The following is a 21,293-nucleotide window of genomic DNA, read 5'->3' as shown; positions in this document are numbered from 1 at the left end:
CTCCTGTCCTGGTCGGGCTGCCTTCGCGAACTCTTCGGGTTGTACGGCGGATAGCATCCGGGCATGGAGCCCCACCTGCTGCACTCGGTGACCGACGCGGTCGCCACCGTCGTCGTCCACCACCCGGCCAAGCGCAACGCCATGACGGCGGCCATGTGGCGCTCGCTGCCGCCGCTGCTCGACGAGCTGGCCGCGGCCTCCGACGTACGGGCGCTGGTCCTCACCGGGGAGGGCGCCACGTTCTGCGCCGGCGCGGACATCTCCACCCTGCGGGGCTCGCCCGAGGAGGCGCAGCGGCTCGCGGTGGAGGCGGAGGAGGCGCTGGCCGCCTTCCCGAAGCCGACGCTGGCGGCGGTCCGGGGGCACTGCGTGGGCGGCGGGTCGCAGCTGGCCGCGGCCTGCGATCTGCGGTTCGCCGAGGAGGGGTCGCTGTTCGGGGTGACCCCGGCGAAGCTCGGGATCGTCTACCCGTCCTCCTCCACCCGTCGGCTGGCCGCGCTGGTCGGTCCGGCGACCGCCAAGTACCTGTTGTTCTCGGGCGAGTTGATCGACTCGGGGCGGGCGCTGCGCACGGGGTTGGTCGACGAGGTGCTGCCGGAGGGCGAACTCGGCAAGCGGGTCGCCGAGTTCACCCGGATCCTGGTCTCCCGTTCGCAGCTGACGCAGTCCGCGGCGAAGGAGTTCGCGAACGGGCGCACCGACCGCGACGCGCACTGGACGGAGCAGGCGCGCGGCAGCGGTGACACGGCGGAGGGGGTCGCCGCGTTCCTGGAGCGCAGGCAGCCGCGGTTCACGTGGAGCGTGCCTACACCAGAGTGAAGCGGCTGTTCGTGCGGAACTCATCGACGAGGTGCGCGGGCGCCTTCCGCGGGGACCCGGCGTCGTAGGGCGGCTGCGGGTCGTACTCGGTCAGCAGCTGTACGGCCTGGGCGTGCTCGTCGCCGGCGATCCTGCCGACCAGGGCGAGGCCCATGTCGATGCCGGAGGAGACGCCGGCGGCGGTGACGTACTTGCCGTCGGTGACGACCCGTTCGCCGGTCGGCTCGGCGCCGTACTCGCGCAGCAGGTCGAGGGCGGCCCAGTGGCTGGTGGCGCGGCGGCCCCTGAGCAGTCCGGCGGCGGCCAGCAGCAGCGAGCCGGAGCACACGGAGGTGGTCCAGGTGCTCGTCGCGTCGGCGGCGCGCAGCCACTCCAGCAGGACCTGGTTCTCCAGCTGCTCGAACGTGCCGGGACCGCCCGCGACCACGACGAGATCGGGGTGCGGCACCTCGTCCAGGGCCTTGTCGGCGGTGACGGCGAGGAATCCCGTCTCGGTGCGCACGGGCCCGGGCCGCTCGGCGACGAAGTCGACCCGCACGTCCGGAATCCGGCAGAGCATCTCGTACGGCCCCACGACATCGAGGGCGGTGAAACGGTCGTAGACGACACAGGCGATGTGCATCGGCTTTCCCTTTCGAGTCATTCCGAGTGGTTTCGAGTCGTTTCGAGTCATGGGAGTCGTTCGCTTCATGGGGCGAACGTCAGCGCGAGGGAGCGGGGTGGAAGCGGCGGCGGTATTCGGCAGGGGCCGTGCCGAGGGCTCGGACGAAGGCCCGGCGCATGGCCTCGGGGGTGCCGTAGCCGCTGGCGCGGGAGATCTGTTCGACGCCGTCGGCCGTGTCCTCCAGGAGGCGGCGGGCGTGTTCGAGGCGGACCCGGTCGACGTAGCGGCCGGGGGTCGTGCCGGTCTCGGCCTGGAAGGCGCGCGCGAAGTGGCGGGGCGAGAGCCGGGCGCGGGCGGCGAGCGACTCGACGCTCAGGTCGCCGTCCGGGTGCTCGCTGATCCACTGCTGGACCTCGCGCAGCGGCTCGCGGCGTGCGGTCTGGGCGGCGAGCTGGGCGCTGAACTGGGCCTGGTTGCCGGGCCGGCGCAGGAAGACCACCAGGTGGCGGGCGATGCCGAGCGCGGCGTCCCGGCCCAGGTCCTCCTCGACCAGCGCGAGGGCGAGGTCGATGCCGGAGGTGACACCGGCGGAGGTGGAGACGTGTCCGTCCCGGACGTAGATCGGGTCGGGGTCGACCGCCACGGCCGGGTGGTCCCGGGCGAGCTTGTCGCAGTACGCCCAGTGGGTCGTGGCGCGGCGGCCGTCCAGCAGTCCGGCCGCGGCGAGCAGGATCGCCCCGGTGCACACGGAGACGAGGCGCTCGGCGTCCGGCCCGCGCTCGCGCAGCCAGTCGACCAGCCGCGGGTCGGGACACCGGGTGCCCTCCCCGCCGGGGACGAGCAGCGTGTGCGGCTCAAACGCGTCGGCCAGGGTCTGGTCCGGTACGAGCGTGAGCCCGCTGGAGCTGCGCACCGGACGGCCGTCCAGGGACGCCGTACGGATCCGGTAGCTGCCCGGCCGGTGCTTCTCGGCGCCCGCGAAGACCTCCACGGGGCCGGTGACGTCCAGGCTCTGGACGCCGTCGAAGAGGACGACGAGAACGGTTCGGTGCGCCATGCCCCCGATTCTTGGCGGGCCGGGCGACGGCCGCAATGACGGGCTTCCCACCTTTTCTGCCATGCCCGCCCCGCCCGCGACCCCCGCCACCTGCGCGGAACGGCAGGACACCCGGGCTCGCCGAAGGCCGCCCTGATCCCCCGCTGTCCTCGCCACCTGCCACAATTGCCGCGCAACCTGAGTGGAGAAGGCGGTACGGCATCGTGACGACACCCGGGTCCCTCGAAGTAGGGTCCATCGAAGGCAGGATCGCCGAGGAACTCGGCGTACGGGAGCGGCAGGTGAAGTCCGCGGTCGAGCTGCTCGACGGCGGCTCGACGGTGCCCTTCATCGCCCGCTACCGCAAGGAAGCGACCGAGATGCTCGATGATGCGCAGCTGCGCACCATCGAGGAGCGGCTGCGCTATCTGCGGGAGCTGGAGGAGCGGCGGACCGCGATCCTGGAGTCGGTGCGCGAGCAGGGCAAGCTCACCGACGAGCTGGAGGCGCAGATCCGCGGCGCCGACACGAAGGCGCGGCTGGAGGACATCTACCTCCCCTACAAGCCGAAGCGGCGCACGAAGGCGCAGATCGCCCGCGAGGCGGGTCTGGAGCCGCTCGCCGAGGGTCTGCTGGGCGACGCGACGGTCGAGCCGCTCGCCGCCGCCGCCGCATTCGTGGACGCCGACAAGGGCGTCGCCGATCCGCAGGCGGCCCTCGACGGCGCGCGGGCCATCCTCACCGAGCGGTTCTCGGAGGACGCCGACCTGATCGGCGAGCTGCGCGAGCGCATGTGGGTGCGCGGGCGGCTGGCCGCGAAGGTGCGCGACGGCAAGGAGGAGGCGGGCGCCAAGTTCGCCGACTACTTCGACTTCGCGGAGCCGTTCACCGAGCTGCCCTCGCACCGGATCCTCGCCATGCTGCGCGGCGAGAAGGAGGAGGTGCTGGACCTCGTCCTGGAGCCGGAGGAGGCGACCGACGGCCCGTCCTCGTACGAGGGCATCGTGGCGAACCGCTTCGGGATCGCCGACCGCGGCCGCCCCGCCGACAAGTGGCTGACGGACACGGTCCGCTGGGCCTGGCGCACCCGCGTCCTCGTGCACCTCGGCATCGACCTCAGGCTGCGGCTGCGGACGGCGGCCGAGGACGAGGCCGTCCAGGTCTTCGCGGCGAACCTGCGCGACCTGCTGCTCGCCGCCCCGGCCGGCACGCGCGCCACCCTCGGTCTGGACCCGGGCTTCCGTACGGGCGTGAAGGTGGCCGTGGTCGACGCGACCGGCAAGGTGGTGGCGACCGACGTCATCTACCCGCACGTCCCGGCCAACAAGTGGGACGAGGCCCTGGCGAAGCTGGCCCGGCTGGCGAAGGAGCACGCGGTCGAGCTGGTCGCGATCGGCAACGGCACCGCGTCCCGCGAGACCGACAAGCTCGCCGGTGAACTGATCACCAAGCACCCGGAGTTGAAGCTCACCAAGGTGATGGTGTCCGAGGCGGGCGCCTCCGTGTACTCGGCGTCGGCGTTCGCCTCGCAGGAGCTGCCGGACATGGACGTGTCGCTGCGCGGCGCGGTCTCCATCGCACGCCGGCTGCAGGACCCGCTGGCCGAACTGGTGAAGATCGACCCGAAGTCGATCGGTGTCGGCCAGTACCAGCACGACCTGTCCGAGGTGAAGCTGTCGCGCTCGCTGGACGCGGTGGTGGAGGACTGTGTGAACGGCGTCGGTGTCGACGTGAACACCGCCTCCGCGCCGCTGCTCGCCCGGGTCTCCGGCATCACCTCGGGGCTCGCGGAGAACATCGTGGCGCACCGCGACGCCAACGGCCCGTTCACCTCCCGGTCCCAGCTGAAGGGCGTGTCCCGGCTGGGCCCGAAGGCGTACGAGCAGTGCGCGGGCTTCCTGCGGATCCGCGGCGGCGACGACCCCCTGGACTTCTCCAGCGTGCACCCGGAGGCGTACCCGGTCGTGCGGCGCATGGTGAAGACCTCCGGCCAGGAGGTGGCCGCCCTCATCGGCAACACGGCGGTGCTGCGCTCGCTGAAGCCGACGGAGTTCGTGGACGACACCTTCGGTCTGCCGACCGTCAGCGACATCCTCAAGGAGCTGGAGAAGCCGGGCCGCGACCCGCGTCCGGCCTTCAAGACGGCCACCTTCAAGGAGGGCGTGGAGAAGATCTCCGACCTGTCCTCCGGGATGGTCCTGGAGGGCGTGGTCACGAACGTGGCCGCCTTCGGGGCGTTCGTCGACGTCGGCGTCCACCAGGACGGCCTGGTCCACGTCTCCGCGATGTCGAAGACGTTCGTCAAGGACCCGCGGGACGTCGTCAAGCCGGGTGACATCGTCAAGGTGAAGGTCCTCGACGTGGACATCCCGCGCAAGCGGATCTCGCTGACGCTGCGGCTGGACGACGAGGCGGCGCCGCAGGAGCGCCAGCAGCGCGGCGGTGGCGGACGGCCGCCGCAGCAGCGGCAGGGACAGCCGCGGCAGGGACAGCAGCGCGCGGGGCAGGGCCGCGGCGGAGACCGGGGCGGGCGCCAGGCTCCCCCGCCGCCCGCCAACAGCGCGATGGCGGACGCGCTGCGGCGCGCGGGTCTGCTCGACCCGAAGAACGGCCGGCGCGGCTGAGGCACGGGAGCGTGCCCCTCACCCACCCGATTCGGTCGGGTGCGTGAGGGGCCACCCCGACGTGCGGCGGCGCGGCCGGGCGCCTGGTGAACAGCGAGCGAAGAGATCATGATGTCTCGCCGCCGCACCCCCTGCGACCAGTCCGAACACGGATACGGTTCGCGTCATGACCATGCGGGGTGGGGGAACTCTTCTGGTGGCCGGGCTGGTACTGATCGCGGCCACGGCCTGCGGCGGTGCCGTGGGTTCGGCCGCCCCCAAGGCCCCGGCCGCCCCTGGGGCGACCACCCGGCCCGAGGCCGTCACGTCCGCGCCCGCCCCGAAGAGCGGTACCCCCTCGCGCGCCGGCCGGCCCGCCCCGAGCCGGAGGCCGACGCCGAGCCGTACGGCGGCCGCCGCGGCGCCCGCTCCCGCCTGTGCGGCCCGGGACCTCACCGCCTCGGAGGCACAGGGGGCCGGCGGTGGGTCGGGCTGGTTCTTCACCCCGATCCAGCTGCGCAACCACTCCGGCTCGGCGTGCCGGCTGCGCGGTTGGCCGGGCCTCGTCTTCTACGGTGACGGCACGATCAAGGCCTGCGGCCCGGGCGACCACTCGCCGTCCTGCGGCAAGCCGCTGAGCAGGACCGAGCCGCGCTCCTTCTCGGTCGCCAGGTCCCCCGCGCGGACCCTGCCCGACGTCTCCCTCGCCCCGGGCGACACGACCACGTTCACGCTGGTCTGGAAGGGGTCCTACAGCTGCGACACCTATGTGACCCCGCCCTACGGGATCGCCGTTCGGGTGCCGGGCGACTCCCGTGCGCTGACCGTGATTCCCACGGTGGCGATCTCCCCCTGCGACGAGTACCTGGAGGTCACCGCGTTCGGGCTCACCGCCTGATGCTCACGCCAAGGGCGGCACCGCCAGCCGGCGTTCCAGGTCCCGCAGGTCCTTGGTGATGGACGAGCGGACCTTTCTGGCCATGACGGGAGCGGCCAGGCGGTACAGGGCGCCCGCGTCGCCCCGGACCCGGATGCGGGCCAGGGTGCCCTCCGGGTGCGGGTCGAAGGTGTACGTGACGTGCATGGGCATCGGGCCCGCGACGGACACCATGTCCAGCAGTCCCGGCGGGTCGTACCCGGCGACCCGCAGCACGTAGTCGATGCGCCGGCCCAGGAAGTACGCGGTACGTGTGACCTCGGCACCGACGCCGAAGCCGCCCGTGTCCGCCTCCCGGGTGAGCCCGGCGGTGCGGATGCCCTGGGTCCACTCGGGGTCGTGGCGCCAGTCCATCGCGTACGCGGCCACCTTCTCGGGCGGCAGCCCGATCACCCGCTCCGCCGTCTCGTCGATCGTCATGCCGGTCTCCCGGGTGCTCGCGGGGGACTAGGGGGTGTCGGCCGGTCAGCCCTGCCATCCAGGATTCCTGCCGCTCGCGCCGAGCGCCCGCTGGAAGACGGAGGCGTCGGCCGGTACGGCGACGGGCGGGCCGTAGTCCCCGTTCTCGCGGACCTGGCCGCCGATCTGCTCGACCACACCGAGCGCGATCCGTGCCGTCTCCTCGCTCACCGCGAACGGCAGGCCGGTGGCGCGGGCCAGGTCCCAGCCGTGCAGGGCGAGTTCGTGCAGGGTGATCGAGGCCGCGAGGACGGCGGGCATCTCCCCCGGGCCGAACTCGGTGGTGCCCTCGTGGGCGGCGGGCTCGGACCAGGCGGCCGCGGCCAGGCCCACGGCGTCGGCCAGGTCCCGCGGCGACATGGCCGGGGCGGCGCCGGCGCCGGACTGCCCCTCCTTGCGGGCGGCCCGCACGGAGGCCTGGAGGGTCGTACCGAGGTGGTCGAGGAGTTCGGCGACGGTGAACTTCTCGCAGGGGGTGGGGTCCTGGAGCTGTTCGTCGCGGATGCCGGCGGTCGTCGCGGCGACGGCGTCGGCGCACTCGCGGATGGCGGGGCCGAGCGTGCTGTGCTGGGCGTTCATGGTGTCTCCCGGGGAGTTCCGTGGGGTGTGGTGCGGATCAGATGGTGCGGCTGGTGCGGCTGCGGCGGCTGGCGCGGAGTGCGGTCAGCCGGTGAAGAAGGGCGCGGGCTCGCCGGTCTCGGCGTAGCTCTTGAGCCGCACGAACTTGGTCGCCCAGCCGTAGGTGAAGTCGCGGTAGGCGTCGTCGACCGCCGGGAAGCCGCTGTGCGTGAAGCGCAGGGTCACGCCGCCCTCCGGGCGCGCCAGGACCTCGTAGGTCTGCTCGGTCCCGGTCCAGGGCCCGTTCTGGCCCGCGAGGACGAGCCGCTTGCCGCGCTCCGCCTCGGTCACCCGCAGCCGCCAGGGCTCGGGCACGCCGGGGAACGCCAGCTCGTGCAGGCCGCCGACGCCTTCGCCGGCGGTGGCCGTCGTGGTGAACCAGCCGCGGATCCCGTCGGTCGTGGAGATCGCGTCGTACACGGTGTCCGCGTCGGCCTCGATGGCCAGCTGCAGGGCGATGTCGGGCATGTCGTGGTGCTCCTTCGTGAGTCCCCCGGCGTTCGCTTTAGTCCACACTAAAATGACTCGGAGTGGTTGGCAAATTCAAGTGGCGACTAAAATGACTTCCATGGATGCGGTACGGGTGGTCGCCGAGCCGAGGCGACGCGAGATCCTCCGGTTGGTGTGGGACGCGGAGCTGTCCGCGGGCGAGATCGCCGAGCGGTTCGACGTCACCTTCGGGGCGGTCTCCCAGCACCTCAAGGTGCTGCGGGACTCCGGCCTGGTCACGCTGCGCCAGGAAGGCAAGAAGCGCTTCTACCGGGCCGACCGGGAGGCGCTGGGTCCGCTGGCGGCGTATCTGCAGTCCATGTGGTCGGCCAAGCTGGACACGCTCGCCGAACTCGCGGAGGCGGCGGAGCGGGACGGACGATCCGAAGGGACGGACTCGTGAGCATCAACACGGCCACCGTGGAGCGGCACATCGCGGCGCGCCCCGAGACGGTGTTCTCCTTCTTCACCGACCGGGAGAAGTGGCTGTCCTGGATGGGCGCCGACGGCGAGTTCAGCTTCGAACCGGGCGGCGCCTACCGGACGAGGGTCAACGGCGCGAACGTCGCGGAGGGCCGCTTCGTCGAGATCGACCCGCCCAAACGGCTGGTGTTCACCTGGGGCTGGGCCGAGTCCGAGATCGGAATGCCGGTGCCGCCCGGCTCCTCGACGGTCGAGATCACCCTGGAACCGGTGCCCGGGGGCACCCTCCTGCGGCTCGTCCACCGGGACCTGCCCTCCCCCGAGGCCTGCGCCGCGCACGAGGAGGGCTGGACGCACTACACCGACCGGCTCGCCGTCGTCGCGGAGGGCGGCGACCCCGGTCCCGACGCCTGGATGTGAGCCGGCGTCACACGTACCCGCGTCGCTGGACGAAGCCGAGGGCCAGCGCGCCCAGCGGGACGTTGAGCCAGAACGTGAGCAGCCGGTAGACCAGGCCCGCCGAGGTCGCGGGCCCGGCCGGCACGCCGAGCGCGGTCAGGCCGGCGATGAGCCCCGCTTCGAGCGCGCCCAGACCGCCGGGCACCGGAGCCGCGTTGGCGAGCAGCCGGGCCGCCATGTAGGCGGCGCCGACCTGGATGAAGGGCAGGTCGCCGCCGAGCGCGTGCACGCTCAGGGCGAGGCCCACGACCTGTACGAGGGGCAGTCCGAGCGCGCCCACCACGCCGAGGGCGATCTTCGTGGGGTCGGTGGCGATCCCGGCGATGGTCGACCCGGCCGAGCTCAGGAACGCCCGCCCGGACCACTCCGCTCCGGCCGTCCAGCACCTCGGGCCACAGCTCCGGCCGGCCGCGGGCCAGCGCCAGATGTGTGAGCACCCAGGCGGTCGCCGCGCCCAGCGCCGCCGCGGGCAGGACCCTGAGCACCGCCTCGCCCCGCCGGCGCGCGACGAGCACGGCGAAGGCCGCGACGGGCGCCGCCAGGGCGACCACCTGCACCGCGCCGACCAGGCCGTCGCGCAGGCCCGGCGACAGCGCGGCCGCCGCCGACATCAGCCCCTCCTGCGCCCTGCGGGCGAACCCACGGGTGACGACCGCCACCAGCGCCGTCAGTCCGAGCACCGCCAGGGACACCAGCAGCCGCGACAGATCGGCGGCCCGGCGCACATCGCGCGGCGGGGGCGCGTCGATCACCGGCGCGGCCCGGTCGTCCGCCCTGCCCACGATGTCGGCGGACAGGATCATGTCGCGGTGCCCGGTCACCTCCGGCCCCCGGCCGGGACGCGAGAGCGGCCCATGCGCTCATTCCCTGGGGACGTCGTCCGGCCTGGCCCGGACACCCCTCTCATCGTCCCACCGCGGGCGGGGCCAGAACCGGTCCCCGCCGGGCGGACCGGTTACGAGGAGGAGTGACCGGAACCGGTCATCCGGGCGCGGTTCTCCGCGAGGAGTTCCTGCACCTTGCGCTCGACCTCTTCCGGGTCGACGCCCAGGGCGCGGCCCATCTGGATCGACCACACCTCCGAGCGCACATTGGTCTCGAAATCGAGGTCGGCGCGGACGTTCTCGCGGGCGGCCTGACGGTTCTGGCTCACCATCACGAAGGTGGACAGGAAGATCGCCTCCAGGCTGACGATCATCGTGAGCAGCCCGAAGGGGAAGGGATCCCAGACCGCCCCCTGCCCGAACGCGCCCTCGTTGAAGGCGATCCAGACCGTGAACCACGCCGCGTGGAGGTAGACGAACAGCATCGTCCCGGCGAAGGCGGTGATCGCGTCCGCGATCTTGTCCTCGGTGCCCCGTATCCGCGCGAGCACGTCCTGCTCGCGCAGCAGCCGCAGACCCGGACCACCCGGACCACCCGGACGCCCCGGACCGCTCATCGCACCGCCCATGCCCACTCCCCGAACGACCGTCTGCGCAACAGCCGTGAGCCTACGCGGCGGGCGGGACCGATCCCCGGTGCGGCACGAGGTCGGGTCAGCGTTCGGTGACCTTGCCCGCCGCGACCTCCAGTCGCCGGGTGACCCGGACCGCGTCCAGCATCCGCCGGTCGTGGGTGACCAGCAGGAGCGTGCCCTCGTAGGCGTCGAGGGCGGACTCCAGCTGTTCGATGGCCGGCAGATCGAGGTGGTTGGTCGGCTCGTCGAGGACCAGGAGGTTCACTCCCCGGCCCTGGAGCAGGGCGAGGGCCGCCCGGGTGCGCTCGCCCGGGGAGAGGCCGGCGGCGGGGCGCAGCACGTGGTCGGCCTTCAGGCCGAACTTGGCCAGGAGGGTGCGGACCTCGACCGGCTCGGTGTCGGGCACCGCCGCGCAGAAGGCGTCCAGCAGCGCCTGTGGACCGTGGAACGCCTTGCGGGCCTGGTCGACCTCGCCGACCAGGACGCCCGGACCCAGCGCGGCGTGCCCCGCGTCCAGCGGAACGCGGCCGAGCAGCGCGCCCAGCAGCGTGGACTTGCCCGCGCCGTTGGCGCCGGTCACCGCGACCCGGTCGGCCCAGTCGATCTGGAGCGAGACGGGTCCGAGGGTGAAGTCCCCGCGCCGTACCTCCGCGTCCCGCAGGGTGGCCACCACGGCGCCGGAGCGCGGCGCGGCCGCGATCTCCATGCGCAGCTCCCACTCCTTGCGCGGCTCCTCGACGACGTCCAGGCGCTCGATCATGCGCTGGGTCTGGCGCGCCTTCGCGGCCTGCTTCTCGCTGGCCTCGCTGCGGAACTTGCGGCCGATCTTGTCGTTGTCGTTGCTCGCCTTGCGCCGGGCGTTCTTGACGCCCTTGTCCATCCAGGAGCGCTGCATCTGCGCGCGGTCCTGCAGGGCGGCCTTCTTGTCGGCGTACTCCTCGTAGCCCTCGCGCGCGTGCCGGCGGGCCGTCTCGCGCTCCTCCAGGTAGGCCTCGTAGCCGCCGCCGTAGAGGTTGATCCGACCCTGGGCGAGGTCGAGTTCGAGGACCTTGGTGACGGTGCGGGTGAGGAACTCGCGGTCGTGGCTGACGACGACCGTGCCCGCGCGCAGGCCGGTCACGAAGCGTTCGAGGCGCTCCAGGCCGTCCAGGTCGAGGTCGTTGGTGGGCTCGTCGAGCAGGAAGACGTCGTAGCGGGAGAGCAGGAGCGAGGCGAGGCCGGCGCGGGCCGCCTGGCCGCCGGACAGGGACGTCATCGGCTGGTCCAGGTCCACGGCCAGGCCCAGCGAGTCGGCGACCTCCTCCGCCCGCTCGTCCAGGTCGGCGCCGCCCAGGTCCAGCCAGCGCTCCAGGCTCGTCGCGTACGCGTCGTCGGCGCCGGGCGCCCCGTCGACGAGGGCCTGGGTCGCCTCGTCCATGATCCGCTGCGCCTCGGCGACGCCGGTGCGGCGGGCGAGGAACTCCCGCACCGTCTCACCGGGCCTGCGCTCCGGCTCCTGGGGCAGGTGGCCGACGGTCGCGGTCGGCGGGGAGAGCCGGAGCTCCCCCTGCTCGGGCGTGCTCAGCCCGGCGAGCAGCCGGAGCAGCGTGGACTTGCCCGCGCCGTTGGCACCGACCAGCCCGATCACGTCCCCGGGCGCGACGACGAGGTCGAGCCCGGAGAAGAGCGAGCGGTCGCCGTGGCCGGCGGCGAGGTTCTTGGCGACGAGGGTGGCAGTCATCAGAACGCCGATCCTAATGGCCGTGGCGAGCCGGTCCGCGGGCCGTCGCCTCCACCAGCACGCTCCCGGACGTCCGGGCGACCACGAAGGACTCCCCCTTCACCGCCTTCGCGTCGAGGGGGATGCGGTGGCGGCCCGGTTCCAGGACGTCGTCGAAGAGTTCTCGGGTGTGGGTGCGGTAGAGGCGGTCGAGGCGGTACGCGGTGAGTCGGACCCGGCACGGCGAGGTGACCTCTATGTCCGCGGCGCCGTCGGTGACCGTCAGGCGGGTCAGGCGGCGCTGGTCCGGGGGACGGCGGTCCAGGGCGTGTTCGATCTGGGCGACCAGGAGGGGGACGATCGGGGCGAGTCCGTCGACGAAGGCCACGTCGACCCCGGCGCGCTCGAACGCCCGGCGTACGGCGGCCGTTTCGGTTTCGCCGATCGCGCGGCCGAAGGCGACGGCGCCGTACGCGCGCAGTTCCTCCGCGGGGACCCCGGTGGCGTCATGGGCGATGTCGGCGCCGATGCCGATGGTGCGCAGGGCGGCGGCGAGCTTGGCGAGGACGGCGACACGGGCGCCGATCAGCAGGACCCGCCGACGGGACGCGGCCGGGGCGTCGGCGCCGTCGAGCAGGGCGCCGAGGGCCGCGCGGTACTCGGTGCCGTGGAAGCGGAAGGGCCCTATGCCGTGGTACCCGTTGAGCTCCAGGTCGGCGTTCTCGTCGGTCTGCCAGGCGAAGTCGCGCCAGATGTAGTCGTCGCCCTCGGACTCGATGACGGCGGTGACCGCGCCGCAGGCCAGATCCTCGCACTCGGGGCAGCCGTAGATGACGTACCGCCCCTGCGGTAGCGGCGCCTCCGTCTCCAGGAGCAGGCTGCGGACCTGCGCGGTGAAGATGGCGGGCGGCACGTCGGAGGCGAGCGGGGAGACGGCGTCCAGGTCGGAGAGCTGGAACAGCAGGGGACGCCCGTCGACGACGAAGTCCACGAAGTCCCGGTGCACCTGGTAGCCACCGTCGGCGAGAACGCCGCCGGCGCGCATCGCCGGTGCCAGGCCGAAGGACACGTATGCGGCAGACATGCTGTGAGTATCCCCAGACTGGGACGGATGTGAGCGCGGCATGACATATTTCCGTTACCGTCCCCGCGTGGAGCGTGAACCGAGTGACGGTGTGATCGTGGTGGGCGGCGGTGTCATCGGGCTCACCACCGCCGTGGTGCTGGCCGAGGGCGGCATCCGGGTCCGGGTGTGGACGCGGGAGCCCGCGGAGCGCACGACCTCGGCGGTCGCCGGGGCCCTGTGGTGGCCGTACCGCATCGAGCCGGAGGCGCTCGTCGGCCCGTGGGCGCTCGCGTCCCTCGTCGTGTACGAGGAGTTGGCGGCGCGGCCCGAGGAGACGGGCGTACGGATGGTCGAGGGCGTACACCGTGGGATGCGGCTGGACGAGCTGGGCCCGTGGGCGGCACGGGTGCCGGGGCTGCGGGACCTCGCAGAAGGGCTGGGGGCGCGGCTGCCGTTGATCGACATGCCGGTCCATCTGGCGTGGCTGCGGGAGCGGTTGCTGAAGGCGGGCGGAACGGTCGAGGAGCGGGCGGTCACCGACCTGGCCGCCGTACCCGCGCCGGTCGTGGTCAACTGCGCGGGGCTGGACGCCCGGTCCCTCGTACCGGATCCGGCGGTGCGGCCGGTGCGCGGGCAACTGGTGGTCGTGGAGAACCCGGGGATCACCACGTGGTTCACGTCCGTCGGCGACGCCTCGGGCGCAGCGGGTGCCTCGACGTATCTCTTCCCGCAGCCGGGCGGGCTGATCCTGGGCGGCACGGCGGAGGAGGACGCGTGGTCCCTGACGCCGGACCCCCGCGTGGCGGACGGCATCGTCGCGCGGTGCGCGGCCGTACATCCGGAGATCGCCGGGGCACGGGTGCTGGCGCACCGGGTGGGACTGCGGCCGACGCGGGACGCGGTACGGCTGGAACGCCGGGCGCTGCCGGACGGGCGGGCCTTGGTGCACAACTACGGCCACGGCGGCGCCGGCGTCACCGTGGCGTGGGGGTGCGCACGGGAGGCGGCGGGGCTGGCGCGCCCGGCGGACTGACCCGACCGGATCGGATCGGCCGGTTGGTCCCGGGCGGCCGTCGGCCGACGGCCGCCCGGGAAGGGCGTTCAAGCGGCGGGAGCGCGATCAGCCCCGCGGCACGCGCTGCACCGTCCGCGGTGCGTGGACCCCGGTCAGGGGCGTCGCCCGGGGAGCGGCGGACGAAGCGCCCGAGGTCGCCCTCGTGAACGCGGGTGCGCCGCCCACCAGGGGCACCTTTGCCCCCGTACGGGACAGGTCGAGCGTGAGCGTCGGTGTGCCGGCCGGCGGGTCGATGAGGTCCTTGTCCGTGCCCGCGACGATCAGCGCCAGCCGGTGGCCCTTGGGCACGACATGGTCGGTGGCCGCCAGGTCGAGCGTGATCGTGTACGCCTTGCCCGGGGTGAGCGGGACGCCCTTGCCGTCGGAGGCGTAGTTGCCGAGGTCGGCCCAGCCGCGGCTGAACACGGTGTAGTCGACGGCCTTCGTCTTCGCGCGCGTCGCCTTGAAGCAGGCGCTGTCCCCGGCGGTGCTCGCGCCCCAGCAGGTGCGGTCGGTGAGCGTGGTGATGCCCTCGGCGCCGTCCGCGTAGTCCCGGATGGTGTCGGGGCCCAGGTCGACCAGGACGGCGGAGAGGTGGGCCGTCGAGGTGGTCGGGGTCGCCGTGACGGTGACCTTCGAGGAACCGGACAGCCTCAGGTCGCGGGTGAGGGGCCGGGTCACGAATCCGGCCTTCTCCGGTGTCGACGTGCCGATCCGCGCGGCCCAGTCGGTCTCGTTCAGCGCCGGGTTGTCGGTGAAGGTCTCGGTGCCGGTGCCCCGGCGCAGGCCGAGGGTGCCGACGCCCGCCTGGGTGCCGGCGGCGGGCAGCAGCGTGGTGGTCCGGGTGTCGCGCGGCGGCCAGACCTTGGTGGTGACCCACTGGTCGGGGTGGCGTTCGATGTCGGCCATCGGCTCACGGTCGATGCCGTTGTCGTAGCCGAGCAGTTCGTGGTCGAACCAGCGGTGCAGGGTGTCGACCCAGCCGGCGCGCCGGTAGTCGAAGGGGTCGACGTGCCCGGTCTGGGAGAGCCAGATCTTGCGCTCGACCCCGTGCGCGGCGAGCGCGTCCCACCACTGGCCGAAGTGCTTGGTGCGGACGTTGAGGTCCTGCATGCCGTGCACCAGGAACACGCTGGCCCGCACCTTGGCCGCGTCCTTGACGTAGTCGCGCTCGGTCCACAGGCCGGTCCAGTCGCCGGTGCGCGGTGCCCCGTCGACGAGCTTGCGCTGCACGGCGGCGCAGTGGGCGCGGGCACCGTCGCTCTCGACGGCGTCGGACAGCCAGTCGGGGCCGGAGTCGTACAGCGGGGCGCCCTTGGCGAAGTAGTAGTCGTACCAGGACGAGATCGCGCTGATCGGGACGATGGTCTTCAGCCCCTTGACGCCGGTCGCGGCGACGCCGTTGGCGATGGTGCCGTCCCAGCTCTTGCCGATCATTCCGGTCCGGCCGTTGGTCCAGCCGGCCTTCACCCGGGTGCCGCCGGTGCGGCTGGTGTACGCCTTGGCGCGGCCGTTCAGCCAGTCGACGACGGCCTTCGCGGACCGGATGTCGGAGCGGCCGCCGACGTCGACGCAGCCGTCGGAGCGGTTGGTGCCGGCGAGGTCGACGCCGACGAACGCGTAACCGCGCGGAACGAAGAAGTTGTCGTAGAACAGCGGCATTTGGACGACATGGCCGTGCGCGTCGTAGGTCTTCTTCTGACTCTCGTTGCCGCGCCCGCAGCAGGAGTAGTACGGGCTGGCGTCCATGATGACGGGAACCTTGCGGCCCTGGTGGGCGGGCTCGGACGGGCGGACGATGTCGGCGGCGACCCGGTCGGCCTTCCCGTCGCCGTCCGCGTCGAGGCCGGTGTCCACCCAGACGGCCTCACGGATCGCGTGGGCGTACGAGTAGACGGGCCGGCTCTCCCGTGGGGCGGCCTGGGCCGCGGCCGGAGTGAGCAGGGCGGCCAGCAGGGCTGCGACGGCCGCTGTCGCGAGCGTTCTCCAGAGCGTGAAGCGCGTGCGTGTCGGCATGGGCGGACGGTACCCCGGTCAACTCCCTTACAGAAGAGGGCGGCTGAGTGACCGGCGGGTCGTGTCGGGTCGTGACGGCCGAATGGCGATCGTGTGACAGCGGGGGCCGTGGACAGGCCAGGGGCCACCGGGACTCAATAGGCTCCGAACAGTCCTCGTGCCCCTACGACTTGGAGTTCTCGTGCACCGCAGAATCTTCGCACCGGGCGCGCTCGCGGCGGCCTCCCTCCTGCTGGCGATCCCGGCATCGGCCGCGAGCTACGCACCCGGCGCACCGGGCATCGGCGATCCCTATTACCCGAACTACGGCAACGGCGGTTACGACGTCTCCCATTACGACCTGCGGCTGACCTACCGGCCCGGGACGGACGAGCTGGCCGGGACGGCGACGATCGAGGCGCGGACCACACAGGACCTGTCCAGCTTCGACCTGGACTTCCTGCTGGACGTGAGCGAGGTGCGGGTCAACGGCGCCAAGGCGGCCTTCACCACCTCCGGACAGCACGAACTGGTCGTCACCCCGAAGAACCCGCTCGCCAAGGGCACGCCGGTCACCGTGGTGGTCCGCTACAGCGGGGCGCCGTCGACGAAGAGCGCGTACGGGTTCTCGACCTGGCACCGCACCCCGGACGGGGCCGTCGCGGCGGACGAGCCCGAGGCGGCCTGGTGGTGGTTCCCGAGCAACGACCACCCGCTGGACAAGGCGACCTACGACGTGTCGGTCTCGGTGCCGGACGGCACCCAGGTCATCTCCAACGGCACCCTCCAGTCCACCGTTTCGAAGCTCGGCTGGACGCGCTACAACTGGCGTGAGAACAAGCCGCAGGCGACCTATCTGGCCACCCTGGCGGTCGGGAAGTTCGACATCACGACCGGGACCTCCGAGGGCGGCGTCCCCATCGTCAACGCGTACAGCAAGGACCTCGGGGACAACGACGGGGCGGCGCGGGCCAGCGTGGAGCGGACCGGGGAGATCGTGGACTGGCTGAGCGGCTACTTCGGCCCGTACCCCTTCAGTTCGGCCGGCGGCTATGTGCCCAACACCACCACCGGGTACGCGCTGGAGACGCAGACCCGCGTGTACTACAGCCCCCGGCAGTTCGCGAACGGCTCCAACACCTCGGTCGTGGTGCACGAGCTGGCACACCAGTGGTACGGCGACTCGGTGTCGCTGAAGGGCTGGAAGGACATCTGGATCAACGAGGGCTTCGCCCGGTACGCGCAGTGGCTGTGGTCCGAGCACGAGGGCGAGGGCACCACGCAGGAACTCGCCGACTACGTGTACGCCTCGCACCCGGCCGACGACGCGTTCTGGACGGTCAAACCGGGCGACCCGGGCCCGGACGACCAGTTCGACACCGCCGTCTACGACCGGGGCGCGCTGGCCGTCCAGGCGCTGCGCAACGCGGTCGGCGACGACGCCTTCTTCGCCATCCTGAAGGGCTGGCCGAAGGAGCACGCCTACGGCAACGCGTCCGTGGGCGACTTCCGGACGTACGCGGAGAAGGTGTCCGGCAAGCCGCTGTCCGCCCTCTTCGACACCTGGCTGTTCCAGCCGGAGAAGCCCGCGGCCGCGGCGGCGCGCGCCTCGTCCCTCGCCCCGAAGGCGGCGGCTGTGGCCCGGCCGAAGTCCTGGCAGCGGATCGAGGCGACGAACGAGGCGCACGGCGGCTGAGCCGCCGCACGGGTCACCGCGTGGCCGGCGCCGGCTCGGCCGCTCGGGCGAGCAGCTCGTCCCGGGTTATCGCGTCCGTCTCGGTCGAAGGCACCGTGCAGGCGTACGCCCCGGCCACCGCCCCGTACAGGGCGCACCGCCGGGGCGGCTGCCCGGTGAGGTGACCGAAGAGGAAACCGGCGGCGAAGGCGTCGCCCGCGCCGTTGGAGTCGACCACCGGCGCGGGCGGTGTCACCGTCGGGACGTGGCACAGCTCGCCGTCGGCCAGCAGATGCGCCCCCTCGGCCCCGGCGGTGGCGACGACGAGGCGGGCGCTGCCCCGTTCGGCGATGCGGCGCATGGTCCGCTCGGGGTCGGTGAGCGCGGTCGTGGAGAGGAAGACGATGTCCGCCGCGTGGGCGAAGGGCTCGTGGTAGGGGTTCTCGCCGTCCCAGTCGTGCAGGTCGGTGGAGAGGGTCACGCCGGTCTCGCGCAGGGCGGGCAGGGCCTGGGCGCACGGGTGGGTGATGGCCACGTGGACGTGCCGGCTCGACGCGGCGAGGTCCCGGACCGTGTGCTCCGGGAGGCGGTCGTCGGCGTGGGCGCGGCTGGTGTCGTACAGGGAGAGCCGGCGTCCGTCCGGGCCGACCAGGTTCACCGCGCGCTTGGTGCCGGCCGGCTGCGGGATCGCGGTGAGCGGGATGCCCCGCTCGCGGTGCAGGGCGCGGACGAGGTCGCCCTCGGGGTCGTCACCGAGCAGGTCGAGGTGGTGGGTGCGCAGGCCCAGGGCGCTCAGGCCCACCGCGACGAAGTCACCGGTCTGCCCGGCGCGGGTGCGGATCCCGGAGTCGATCGGATAGCTGTCGGCGTACGGGAGCGGCAACTCCGGGACGTACACGATCGTGTCCACGCCCGCGCCGCCCAGCACCAGGACGTCGTTCTCGCCGCTCATCCGGCGCCCTCCCCGTGGTCGTACACCGTCACCGCGATCCCGCGCCGCACCAGCCGCTCCGTGATCAGCGGCTCGATCCGGGACCACTTGCCGCCCGCCAGACCGCAGCCTATGCGGGGCATGTGCACGGAGGCGCCGCGTTCGATCACTTCGTCGGCGAGCCGGGCGAGTGCCGTGTCGATGGCCTCGTACCGCACGGGCACGCCCTTACTGCCCGTGCGAGTGCCGCGCTGGCCGATCATGTTGGCCACCCAGATGTACCGCTCGGCCCGCACGAGTTGTATCGCGCCCAGGCCGAAGTCGTTGGACGCGCGGTGGCGGTGCCATGCGCGGTACTCGGCCTCGGGCTCCGGCCAGCGGCGCGACAGCGCCAGCACGAAGCCCTTCCCCCATCCCCCGATGTCGTTGCAGACGTGGGCGATCACCTTGACGCCCTTGACCGACGGCACGGTGGCGTCACCCCGGACAAACGTGATCTCCGACATGACGCCACCGTAGGCGATGCCACTGACAGTGGCCGCGGCCCGCCGCTTCGAGAGCCCGCGCTAGCGGGTGAGTTCGCTCAGCTCCCGGTCCGCTTCCTTCGAGACCCGGCGGCGCACCCCGTACCAGCCGCCGACCAGCAGCGCGGCGATCACCGGGATGAGCAGGAGGGTCTTGCGGCCCACCTCGGGGTCCTTCCACATCATGCCGAGGCAGACCAGCAGGAAGACGATCGTGGCGATCTCGGTGACCGGGCTGCCCTTCAGGCGGAAGTCCGGCCGGGTGACCAGACCGGCCCGGGCGCGGCGCACGAAGATCATGTGGCAGATCATGATGATCACCCAGGTGCTGATGATGCCGAGGGAGGCGACGTTCAGCACGATCTCGAAGGCCTGGCTCGGCATGAGGTAGTTCAGGCCGACGCCGAGCACGCACACCGCGCAGGTGAGCAGGATGCCGCCGTAGGGGACCTGGCTGCGGTTCATGCGGGCGGTGAACTTCGGCGCGGAGCCGGCCATCGCCATGGAGCGCAGGATGCGGCCGGTGGAGTACAGGCCGGAGTTCAGCGACGACATGGCGGCGGTCAGGACGACCAGGTTCATCACGTCACCGGCGCCCGAGACGCCGATCTTCGAGAGCACGGTCACGAAGGGGCTCTGGTCGGCGGAGTAGACCGAGCCCGGCAGCAGCAGGGCGAGCAGCACGACCGAGCCGACGTAGAACAGGCCGACGCGCCACATGATCGAGTTCACCGCGCGCGGGACGACCTTCTCCGGCTCGGCGGTCTCGCCGGCCGCGACGCCCACCAGCTCCAGGGCGGCGTACGCGAAGATCACGCCCTGCATGACCAGGACGACCGGCATCAGACCGTGCGGGAGGACGCCGCCGTGGTCGGTGACCACGCTCAGGCCCGGCGTCTGGCCGCCGACCTTGTGCTGGGTGGCCAGCAGGAAGATGCCGATCAGCATGAAGCCGACGAGGGTCGCGACCTTGATGATCGCGAACCAGAACTCCATCTCGCCGAAGATCTTCACGGAGATGAGGTTCACGGCCAGGACCACCGCGAGGGCGACCAGGGCGAGCACCCACTGCGGGATGCTGGTGAACATGCTCCAGTAGTGCGTGTAGAGCGCGATGGCGGTGATGTCGGCGATGCCGGTGGTCGACCAGTTCAGGAAGTACATCCAGCCGGCGACGTAGGCGCCCTTCTCGCCGAGGAACTCGCGCGCGTACGACACGAACGATCCGGACGAGGGCCGGTACAGGACGAGTTCGCCGAGCGCCCGAACGACGAAGAAGGCGAACACGCCGCAGATCAGATAGGCCACGGCGAGCGCTGGGCCCGCGTTGTGCAGGCGGCCGCCGGCGCCGAGGAAGAGTCCGGTGCCGATGGCGCCGCCGATGGCGATCATGTTGACGTGGCGGGCCTTGAGGTCCTTGCTGTAGCCGGCATCGCCCGCGTCCGCGGGTGTTCCGGTCGCCTGGGGACGGGCGGCGACCTGTGCCGATTCCAGGGAGTCCTTGCTCACGGGGTGGTTCCACTCTCTGGTGCGCACGGGCCTCGTGGGCCCGGGTGTCGTACAGTCCCGGCCCGCACCCCTGTGTCGCGGTACAGACCAAGGCAGCACCTTCCCAGAATGATCATCAGGTATGCGATGGTCCATGTCACAGAGCGGCACTTGTCACACACGGATCAGAGGTTTCACACCAGTGGTGAGACAGCGATACTGCTGCACATGACGACCGACGCCGAGGAGCCGACCCTCACGATCGACGAGCTGGCCGCCCGGACGGGCGTGACGGTCCGCACGGTCCGCTTCTACAGCACCAAGGGCCTGCTGCCGCCCCCGGTGATCGGTCCGCGCCGGGTGGGTCACTACGGCCCGGAGCACCTGGCGCGGCTGGTGCTGATCGAGGAACTGCAGCACCAGGGCATGACCCTGGCGGCGATCGAGCGGTATCTGCGGCAGCTGCCGCCGGACCTGACCGCGCGCGACCTCGCCGTGCACCGGGCCGTCGTCTCCTCCTGGGCCCCGGACTCGGCCGAGACGCTCTCCCGCGAGGAGCTCGGGCGGCGCGCCGGCCGGGACCTGACCGAGGAGGACCTGGACCGGCTGGCGGCGATGAACGTCGTGACGCGGGCCGGTGACGCCTACCGCGTCGACCTGGGCCTGCTCCGCCTGGGCGTCGAACTGCTCGACGTGCCGCTGTCCCAGGAGGCCATCCTCGCGGCCCGGAACGTCCTGCTCGAACACTCCCGCGCGGCGGCCCACGAACTGTCCCAGGTGCTGCGCGGCGAGGTGTCCGAGCGGGACGCCGAGGACGTGCGGTCGCTGTCCGCCCATATGCAGCCCCTGGTCGTGCAGGCCCTGCTGACCACGTTCCAGCGGTCCTTGAAGCAGGAGCTGCGCGTGTGGCTGGAGGAGTCGCGGGCGGACGGAGCCTCCTGACGCACCGGCACGT

At 72.4% G+C, this 21,293-nt stretch carries 21 protein-coding genes; 8 read left to right on the top strand and 13 right to left on the bottom strand.

Features of this window, described 5'->3' with window-relative positions; translation table 11 throughout:
* Positions 1-63 precede the first annotated feature (63 nt).
* Positions 64-819, top strand: coding sequence for an enoyl-CoA hydratase/isomerase family protein (locus IPZ69_RS03565; RefSeq protein ID WP_235452158.1), 756 nt, complete (start codon positions 64-66; stop codon positions 817-819).
* Here the strand turns inward: IPZ69_RS03565 and IPZ69_RS03560 are convergent.
* Positions 806-1,441 carry a DJ-1/PfpI family protein gene (locus tag IPZ69_RS03560; protein ID WP_235452157.1) on the bottom strand — a complete coding sequence of 212 codons (636 nt, stop codon included), beginning with the start codon at positions 1,439-1,441 and terminating at the stop codon, positions 806-808. The genes IPZ69_RS03565 and IPZ69_RS03560 overlap by 14 nt on opposite strands.
* Before the next feature lie 79 nt (positions 1,442-1,520).
* Positions 1,521-2,480 (bottom strand): GlxA family transcriptional regulator, encoded by a 960-nt coding sequence (locus IPZ69_RS03555; RefSeq protein ID WP_235452156.1) that lies wholly within the window; start codon positions 2,478-2,480, stop codon positions 1,521-1,523.
* 203 nt (positions 2,481-2,683) lie between these two features.
* On the opposite strand from IPZ69_RS03555, the gene IPZ69_RS03550 reads away from it, so the two are divergent.
* Together IPZ69_RS03550 and IPZ69_RS03545 are read left to right on the top strand one after the other, a co-directional pair.
* Complete coding sequence (locus tag IPZ69_RS03550) at positions 2,684-5,083, top strand: Tex family protein (RefSeq protein WP_235452155.1); 2,400 nt, start codon at positions 2,684-2,686, stop codon at positions 5,081-5,083.
* Positions 5,084-5,249: 166 nt separating this feature from the next.
* Positions 5,250-5,960: a DUF4232 domain-containing protein gene (locus IPZ69_RS03545; RefSeq protein ID WP_235452154.1), complete on the top strand. Its 711-nt coding sequence runs from the start codon at positions 5,250-5,252 to the stop codon at positions 5,958-5,960.
* A 3-nt stretch (positions 5,961-5,963) separates the two neighbouring features.
* Here IPZ69_RS03545 and IPZ69_RS03540 read toward each other — a convergent pair whose 3' ends face one another.
* From IPZ69_RS03540 to IPZ69_RS03530, 3 genes are all read right to left on the bottom strand, one after another.
* Positions 5,964-6,419 carry an SRPBCC family protein gene (locus tag IPZ69_RS03540; RefSeq protein WP_235452153.1) on the bottom strand — a complete coding sequence of 152 codons (456 nt, stop codon included), beginning with the start codon at positions 6,417-6,419 and terminating at the stop codon, positions 5,964-5,966.
* A 45-nt stretch (positions 6,420-6,464) separates the two neighbouring features.
* Complete coding sequence (locus IPZ69_RS03535) at positions 6,465-7,037, bottom strand: TIGR03086 family metal-binding protein (protein ID WP_235452152.1); 573 nt, start codon at positions 7,035-7,037, stop codon at positions 6,465-6,467.
* An 84-nt stretch (positions 7,038-7,121) separates the two neighbouring features.
* Complete coding sequence (locus IPZ69_RS03530; RefSeq protein WP_235452151.1) at positions 7,122-7,544, bottom strand: SRPBCC family protein; 423 nt, start codon at positions 7,542-7,544, stop codon at positions 7,122-7,124.
* 100 nt (positions 7,545-7,644) lie between these two features.
* Between IPZ69_RS03530 and IPZ69_RS03525 the strand changes: the two genes are divergently transcribed.
* Positions 7,645-7,968 carry an ArsR/SmtB family transcription factor gene (locus IPZ69_RS03525; RefSeq protein ID WP_235452150.1) on the top strand — a complete coding sequence of 108 codons (324 nt, stop codon included), beginning with the start codon at positions 7,645-7,647 and terminating at the stop codon, positions 7,966-7,968.
* Entirely contained in the window at positions 7,965-8,408 is a 444-nt protein-coding gene (locus IPZ69_RS03520) for an SRPBCC family protein (RefSeq protein ID WP_235452149.1), read from the top strand. The genes IPZ69_RS03525 and IPZ69_RS03520 overlap by 4 nt, the downstream gene beginning before the upstream one ends.
* Positions 8,409-8,415: 7 nt before the next feature.
* On the opposite strand, the gene IPZ69_RS03515 is transcribed toward IPZ69_RS03520, so the two are convergent.
* The 4 genes from IPZ69_RS03515 to IPZ69_RS03500 form a co-directional block, all read right to left on the bottom strand.
* Positions 8,416-8,793, bottom strand: coding sequence for a lysylphosphatidylglycerol synthase transmembrane domain-containing protein (locus IPZ69_RS03515; protein ID WP_235452179.1), 378 nt, complete (start codon positions 8,791-8,793; stop codon positions 8,416-8,418).
* 609 nt (positions 8,794-9,402) lie between these two features.
* On the bottom strand, positions 9,403-9,900 hold the full coding sequence (locus IPZ69_RS03510) for a DUF1003 domain-containing protein (protein ID WP_235452148.1): 498 nt from the start codon (positions 9,898-9,900) through the stop codon (positions 9,403-9,405).
* 85 nt (positions 9,901-9,985) lie between these two features.
* Positions 9,986-11,626, bottom strand: a complete 1,641-nt coding sequence (locus tag IPZ69_RS03505; RefSeq protein ID WP_235452147.1) for an ABC-F family ATP-binding cassette domain-containing protein — start codon at positions 11,624-11,626, stop codon at positions 9,986-9,988.
* Positions 11,627-11,639: 13 nt separating this feature from the next.
* The gene (locus tag IPZ69_RS03500) at positions 11,640-12,689 is read right to left on the bottom strand and encodes an oxidoreductase (protein ID WP_235452146.1); all 1,050 of its coding nucleotides are present in this window, start codon (positions 12,687-12,689) and stop codon (positions 11,640-11,642) included.
* 91 nt (positions 12,690-12,780) lie between these two features.
* Here IPZ69_RS03500 and IPZ69_RS03495 point away from each other — a divergent pair, with 91 nt between their 5' ends.
* A complete protein-coding gene (locus IPZ69_RS03495; protein WP_235452178.1) occupies positions 12,781-13,704 on the top strand; it encodes an FAD-dependent oxidoreductase in 924 nt (307 codons plus the stop codon).
* Positions 13,705-13,791: 87 nt separating this feature from the next.
* Here IPZ69_RS03495 and IPZ69_RS03490 read toward each other — a convergent pair whose 3' ends face one another.
* A complete protein-coding gene (locus tag IPZ69_RS03490; protein WP_235452145.1) occupies positions 13,792-15,741 on the bottom strand; it encodes a Xaa-Pro dipeptidyl-peptidase in 1,950 nt (649 codons plus the stop codon).
* 181 nt (positions 15,742-15,922) lie between these two features.
* Here IPZ69_RS03490 and IPZ69_RS03485 point away from each other — a divergent pair, with 181 nt between their 5' ends.
* Complete coding sequence (locus IPZ69_RS03485) at positions 15,923-17,416, top strand: M1 family metallopeptidase (RefSeq protein WP_235452144.1); 1,494 nt, start codon at positions 15,923-15,925, stop codon at positions 17,414-17,416.
* A gap of 13 nt (positions 17,417-17,429) precedes the next feature.
* Here the strand turns inward: IPZ69_RS03485 and IPZ69_RS03480 are convergent, their stop codons facing one another.
* The 3 genes from IPZ69_RS03480 to IPZ69_RS03470 are packed head-to-tail and all read right to left on the bottom strand — an operon-like array spanning position 17,430 to position 20,359.
* The gene (locus IPZ69_RS03480; RefSeq protein ID WP_235452143.1) at positions 17,430-18,347 is read right to left on the bottom strand and encodes an adenosine kinase; all 918 of its coding nucleotides are present in this window, start codon (positions 18,345-18,347) and stop codon (positions 17,430-17,432) included.
* Positions 18,344-18,832 (bottom strand): macro domain-containing protein, encoded by a 489-nt coding sequence (locus tag IPZ69_RS03475; RefSeq protein WP_235452142.1) that lies wholly within the window; start codon positions 18,830-18,832, stop codon positions 18,344-18,346. Before IPZ69_RS03475 ends, IPZ69_RS03480 begins: the two co-directional genes overlap by 4 nt.
* Before the next feature lie 60 nt (positions 18,833-18,892).
* Positions 18,893-20,359: an amino acid permease gene (locus IPZ69_RS03470; RefSeq protein WP_235452141.1), complete on the bottom strand. Its 1,467-nt coding sequence runs from the start codon at positions 20,357-20,359 to the stop codon at positions 18,893-18,895.
* A 207-nt stretch (positions 20,360-20,566) separates the two neighbouring features.
* Between IPZ69_RS03470 and IPZ69_RS03465 the strand changes: the two genes are divergently transcribed.
* Positions 20,567-21,280 (top strand): MerR family transcriptional regulator, encoded by a 714-nt coding sequence (locus IPZ69_RS03465; RefSeq protein ID WP_235452140.1) that lies wholly within the window; start codon positions 20,567-20,569, stop codon positions 21,278-21,280.
* Positions 21,281-21,293 lie beyond the last annotated feature (13 nt).

The organism is Streptomyces olivochromogenes, assembly GCF_021538895.1.
Classification (GTDB): Bacteria; Actinomycetota; Actinomycetes; order Streptomycetales; family Streptomycetaceae; genus Streptomyces; species Streptomyces olivochromogenes_A.
The sequence above is the reverse complement of the archived record's forward strand: the minus strand, read 5'-3'. Positions and strand labels throughout refer to the sequence as shown.

What these genes read in the sequence shown, in the direction of transcription:
- IPZ69_RS03500 (WP_235452146.1), bottom strand. Translation starts at nt 12,689, where the DNA reads ATGTCTGCCGCATACGTGTCCTTCGGCCTGGCACCGGCGATGCGCGCC.
- IPZ69_RS03545 (WP_235452154.1), top strand. Translation starts at nt 5,250, where the DNA reads ATGACCATGCGGGGTGGGGGAACTCTTCTGGTGGCCGGGCTGGTACTG.
- IPZ69_RS03465 (WP_235452140.1), top strand. Translation starts at nt 20,567, where the DNA reads ATGACGACCGACGCCGAGGAGCCGACCCTCACGATCGACGAGCTGGCC.
- IPZ69_RS03475 (WP_235452142.1), bottom strand. Translation starts at nt 18,832, where the DNA reads ATGTCGGAGATCACGTTTGTCCGGGGTGACGCCACCGTGCCGTCGGTC.
- IPZ69_RS03525 (WP_235452150.1), top strand. Translation starts at nt 7,645, where the DNA reads ATGGATGCGGTACGGGTGGTCGCCGAGCCGAGGCGACGCGAGATCCTC.
- IPZ69_RS03490 (WP_235452145.1), bottom strand. Translation starts at nt 15,741, where the DNA reads ATGCCGACACGCACGCGCTTCACGCTCTGGAGAACGCTCGCGACAGCG.
- IPZ69_RS03540 (WP_235452153.1), bottom strand. Translation starts at nt 6,419, where the DNA reads ATGACGATCGACGAGACGGCGGAGCGGGTGATCGGGCTGCCGCCCGAG.
- IPZ69_RS03560 (WP_235452157.1), bottom strand. Translation starts at nt 1,441, where the DNA reads ATGCACATCGCCTGTGTCGTCTACGACCGTTTCACCGCCCTCGATGTC.
- IPZ69_RS03530 (WP_235452151.1), bottom strand. Translation starts at nt 7,544, where the DNA reads ATGCCCGACATCGCCCTGCAGCTGGCCATCGAGGCCGACGCGGACACC.
- IPZ69_RS03505 (WP_235452147.1), bottom strand. Translation starts at nt 11,626, where the DNA reads ATGACTGCCACCCTCGTCGCCAAGAACCTCGCCGCCGGCCACGGCGAC.
- IPZ69_RS03510 (WP_235452148.1), bottom strand. Translation starts at nt 9,900, where the DNA reads ATGGGCGGTGCGATGAGCGGTCCGGGGCGTCCGGGTGGTCCGGGTGGT.
- IPZ69_RS03535 (WP_235452152.1), bottom strand. Translation starts at nt 7,037, where the DNA reads ATGAACGCCCAGCACAGCACGCTCGGCCCCGCCATCCGCGAGTGCGCC.
- IPZ69_RS03555 (WP_235452156.1), bottom strand. Translation starts at nt 2,480, where the DNA reads ATGGCGCACCGAACCGTTCTCGTCGTCCTCTTCGACGGCGTCCAGAGC.
- IPZ69_RS03565 (WP_235452158.1), top strand. Translation starts at nt 64, where the DNA reads ATGGAGCCCCACCTGCTGCACTCGGTGACCGACGCGGTCGCCACCGTC.
- IPZ69_RS03480 (WP_235452143.1), bottom strand. Translation starts at nt 18,347, where the DNA reads ATGAGCGGCGAGAACGACGTCCTGGTGCTGGGCGGCGCGGGCGTGGAC.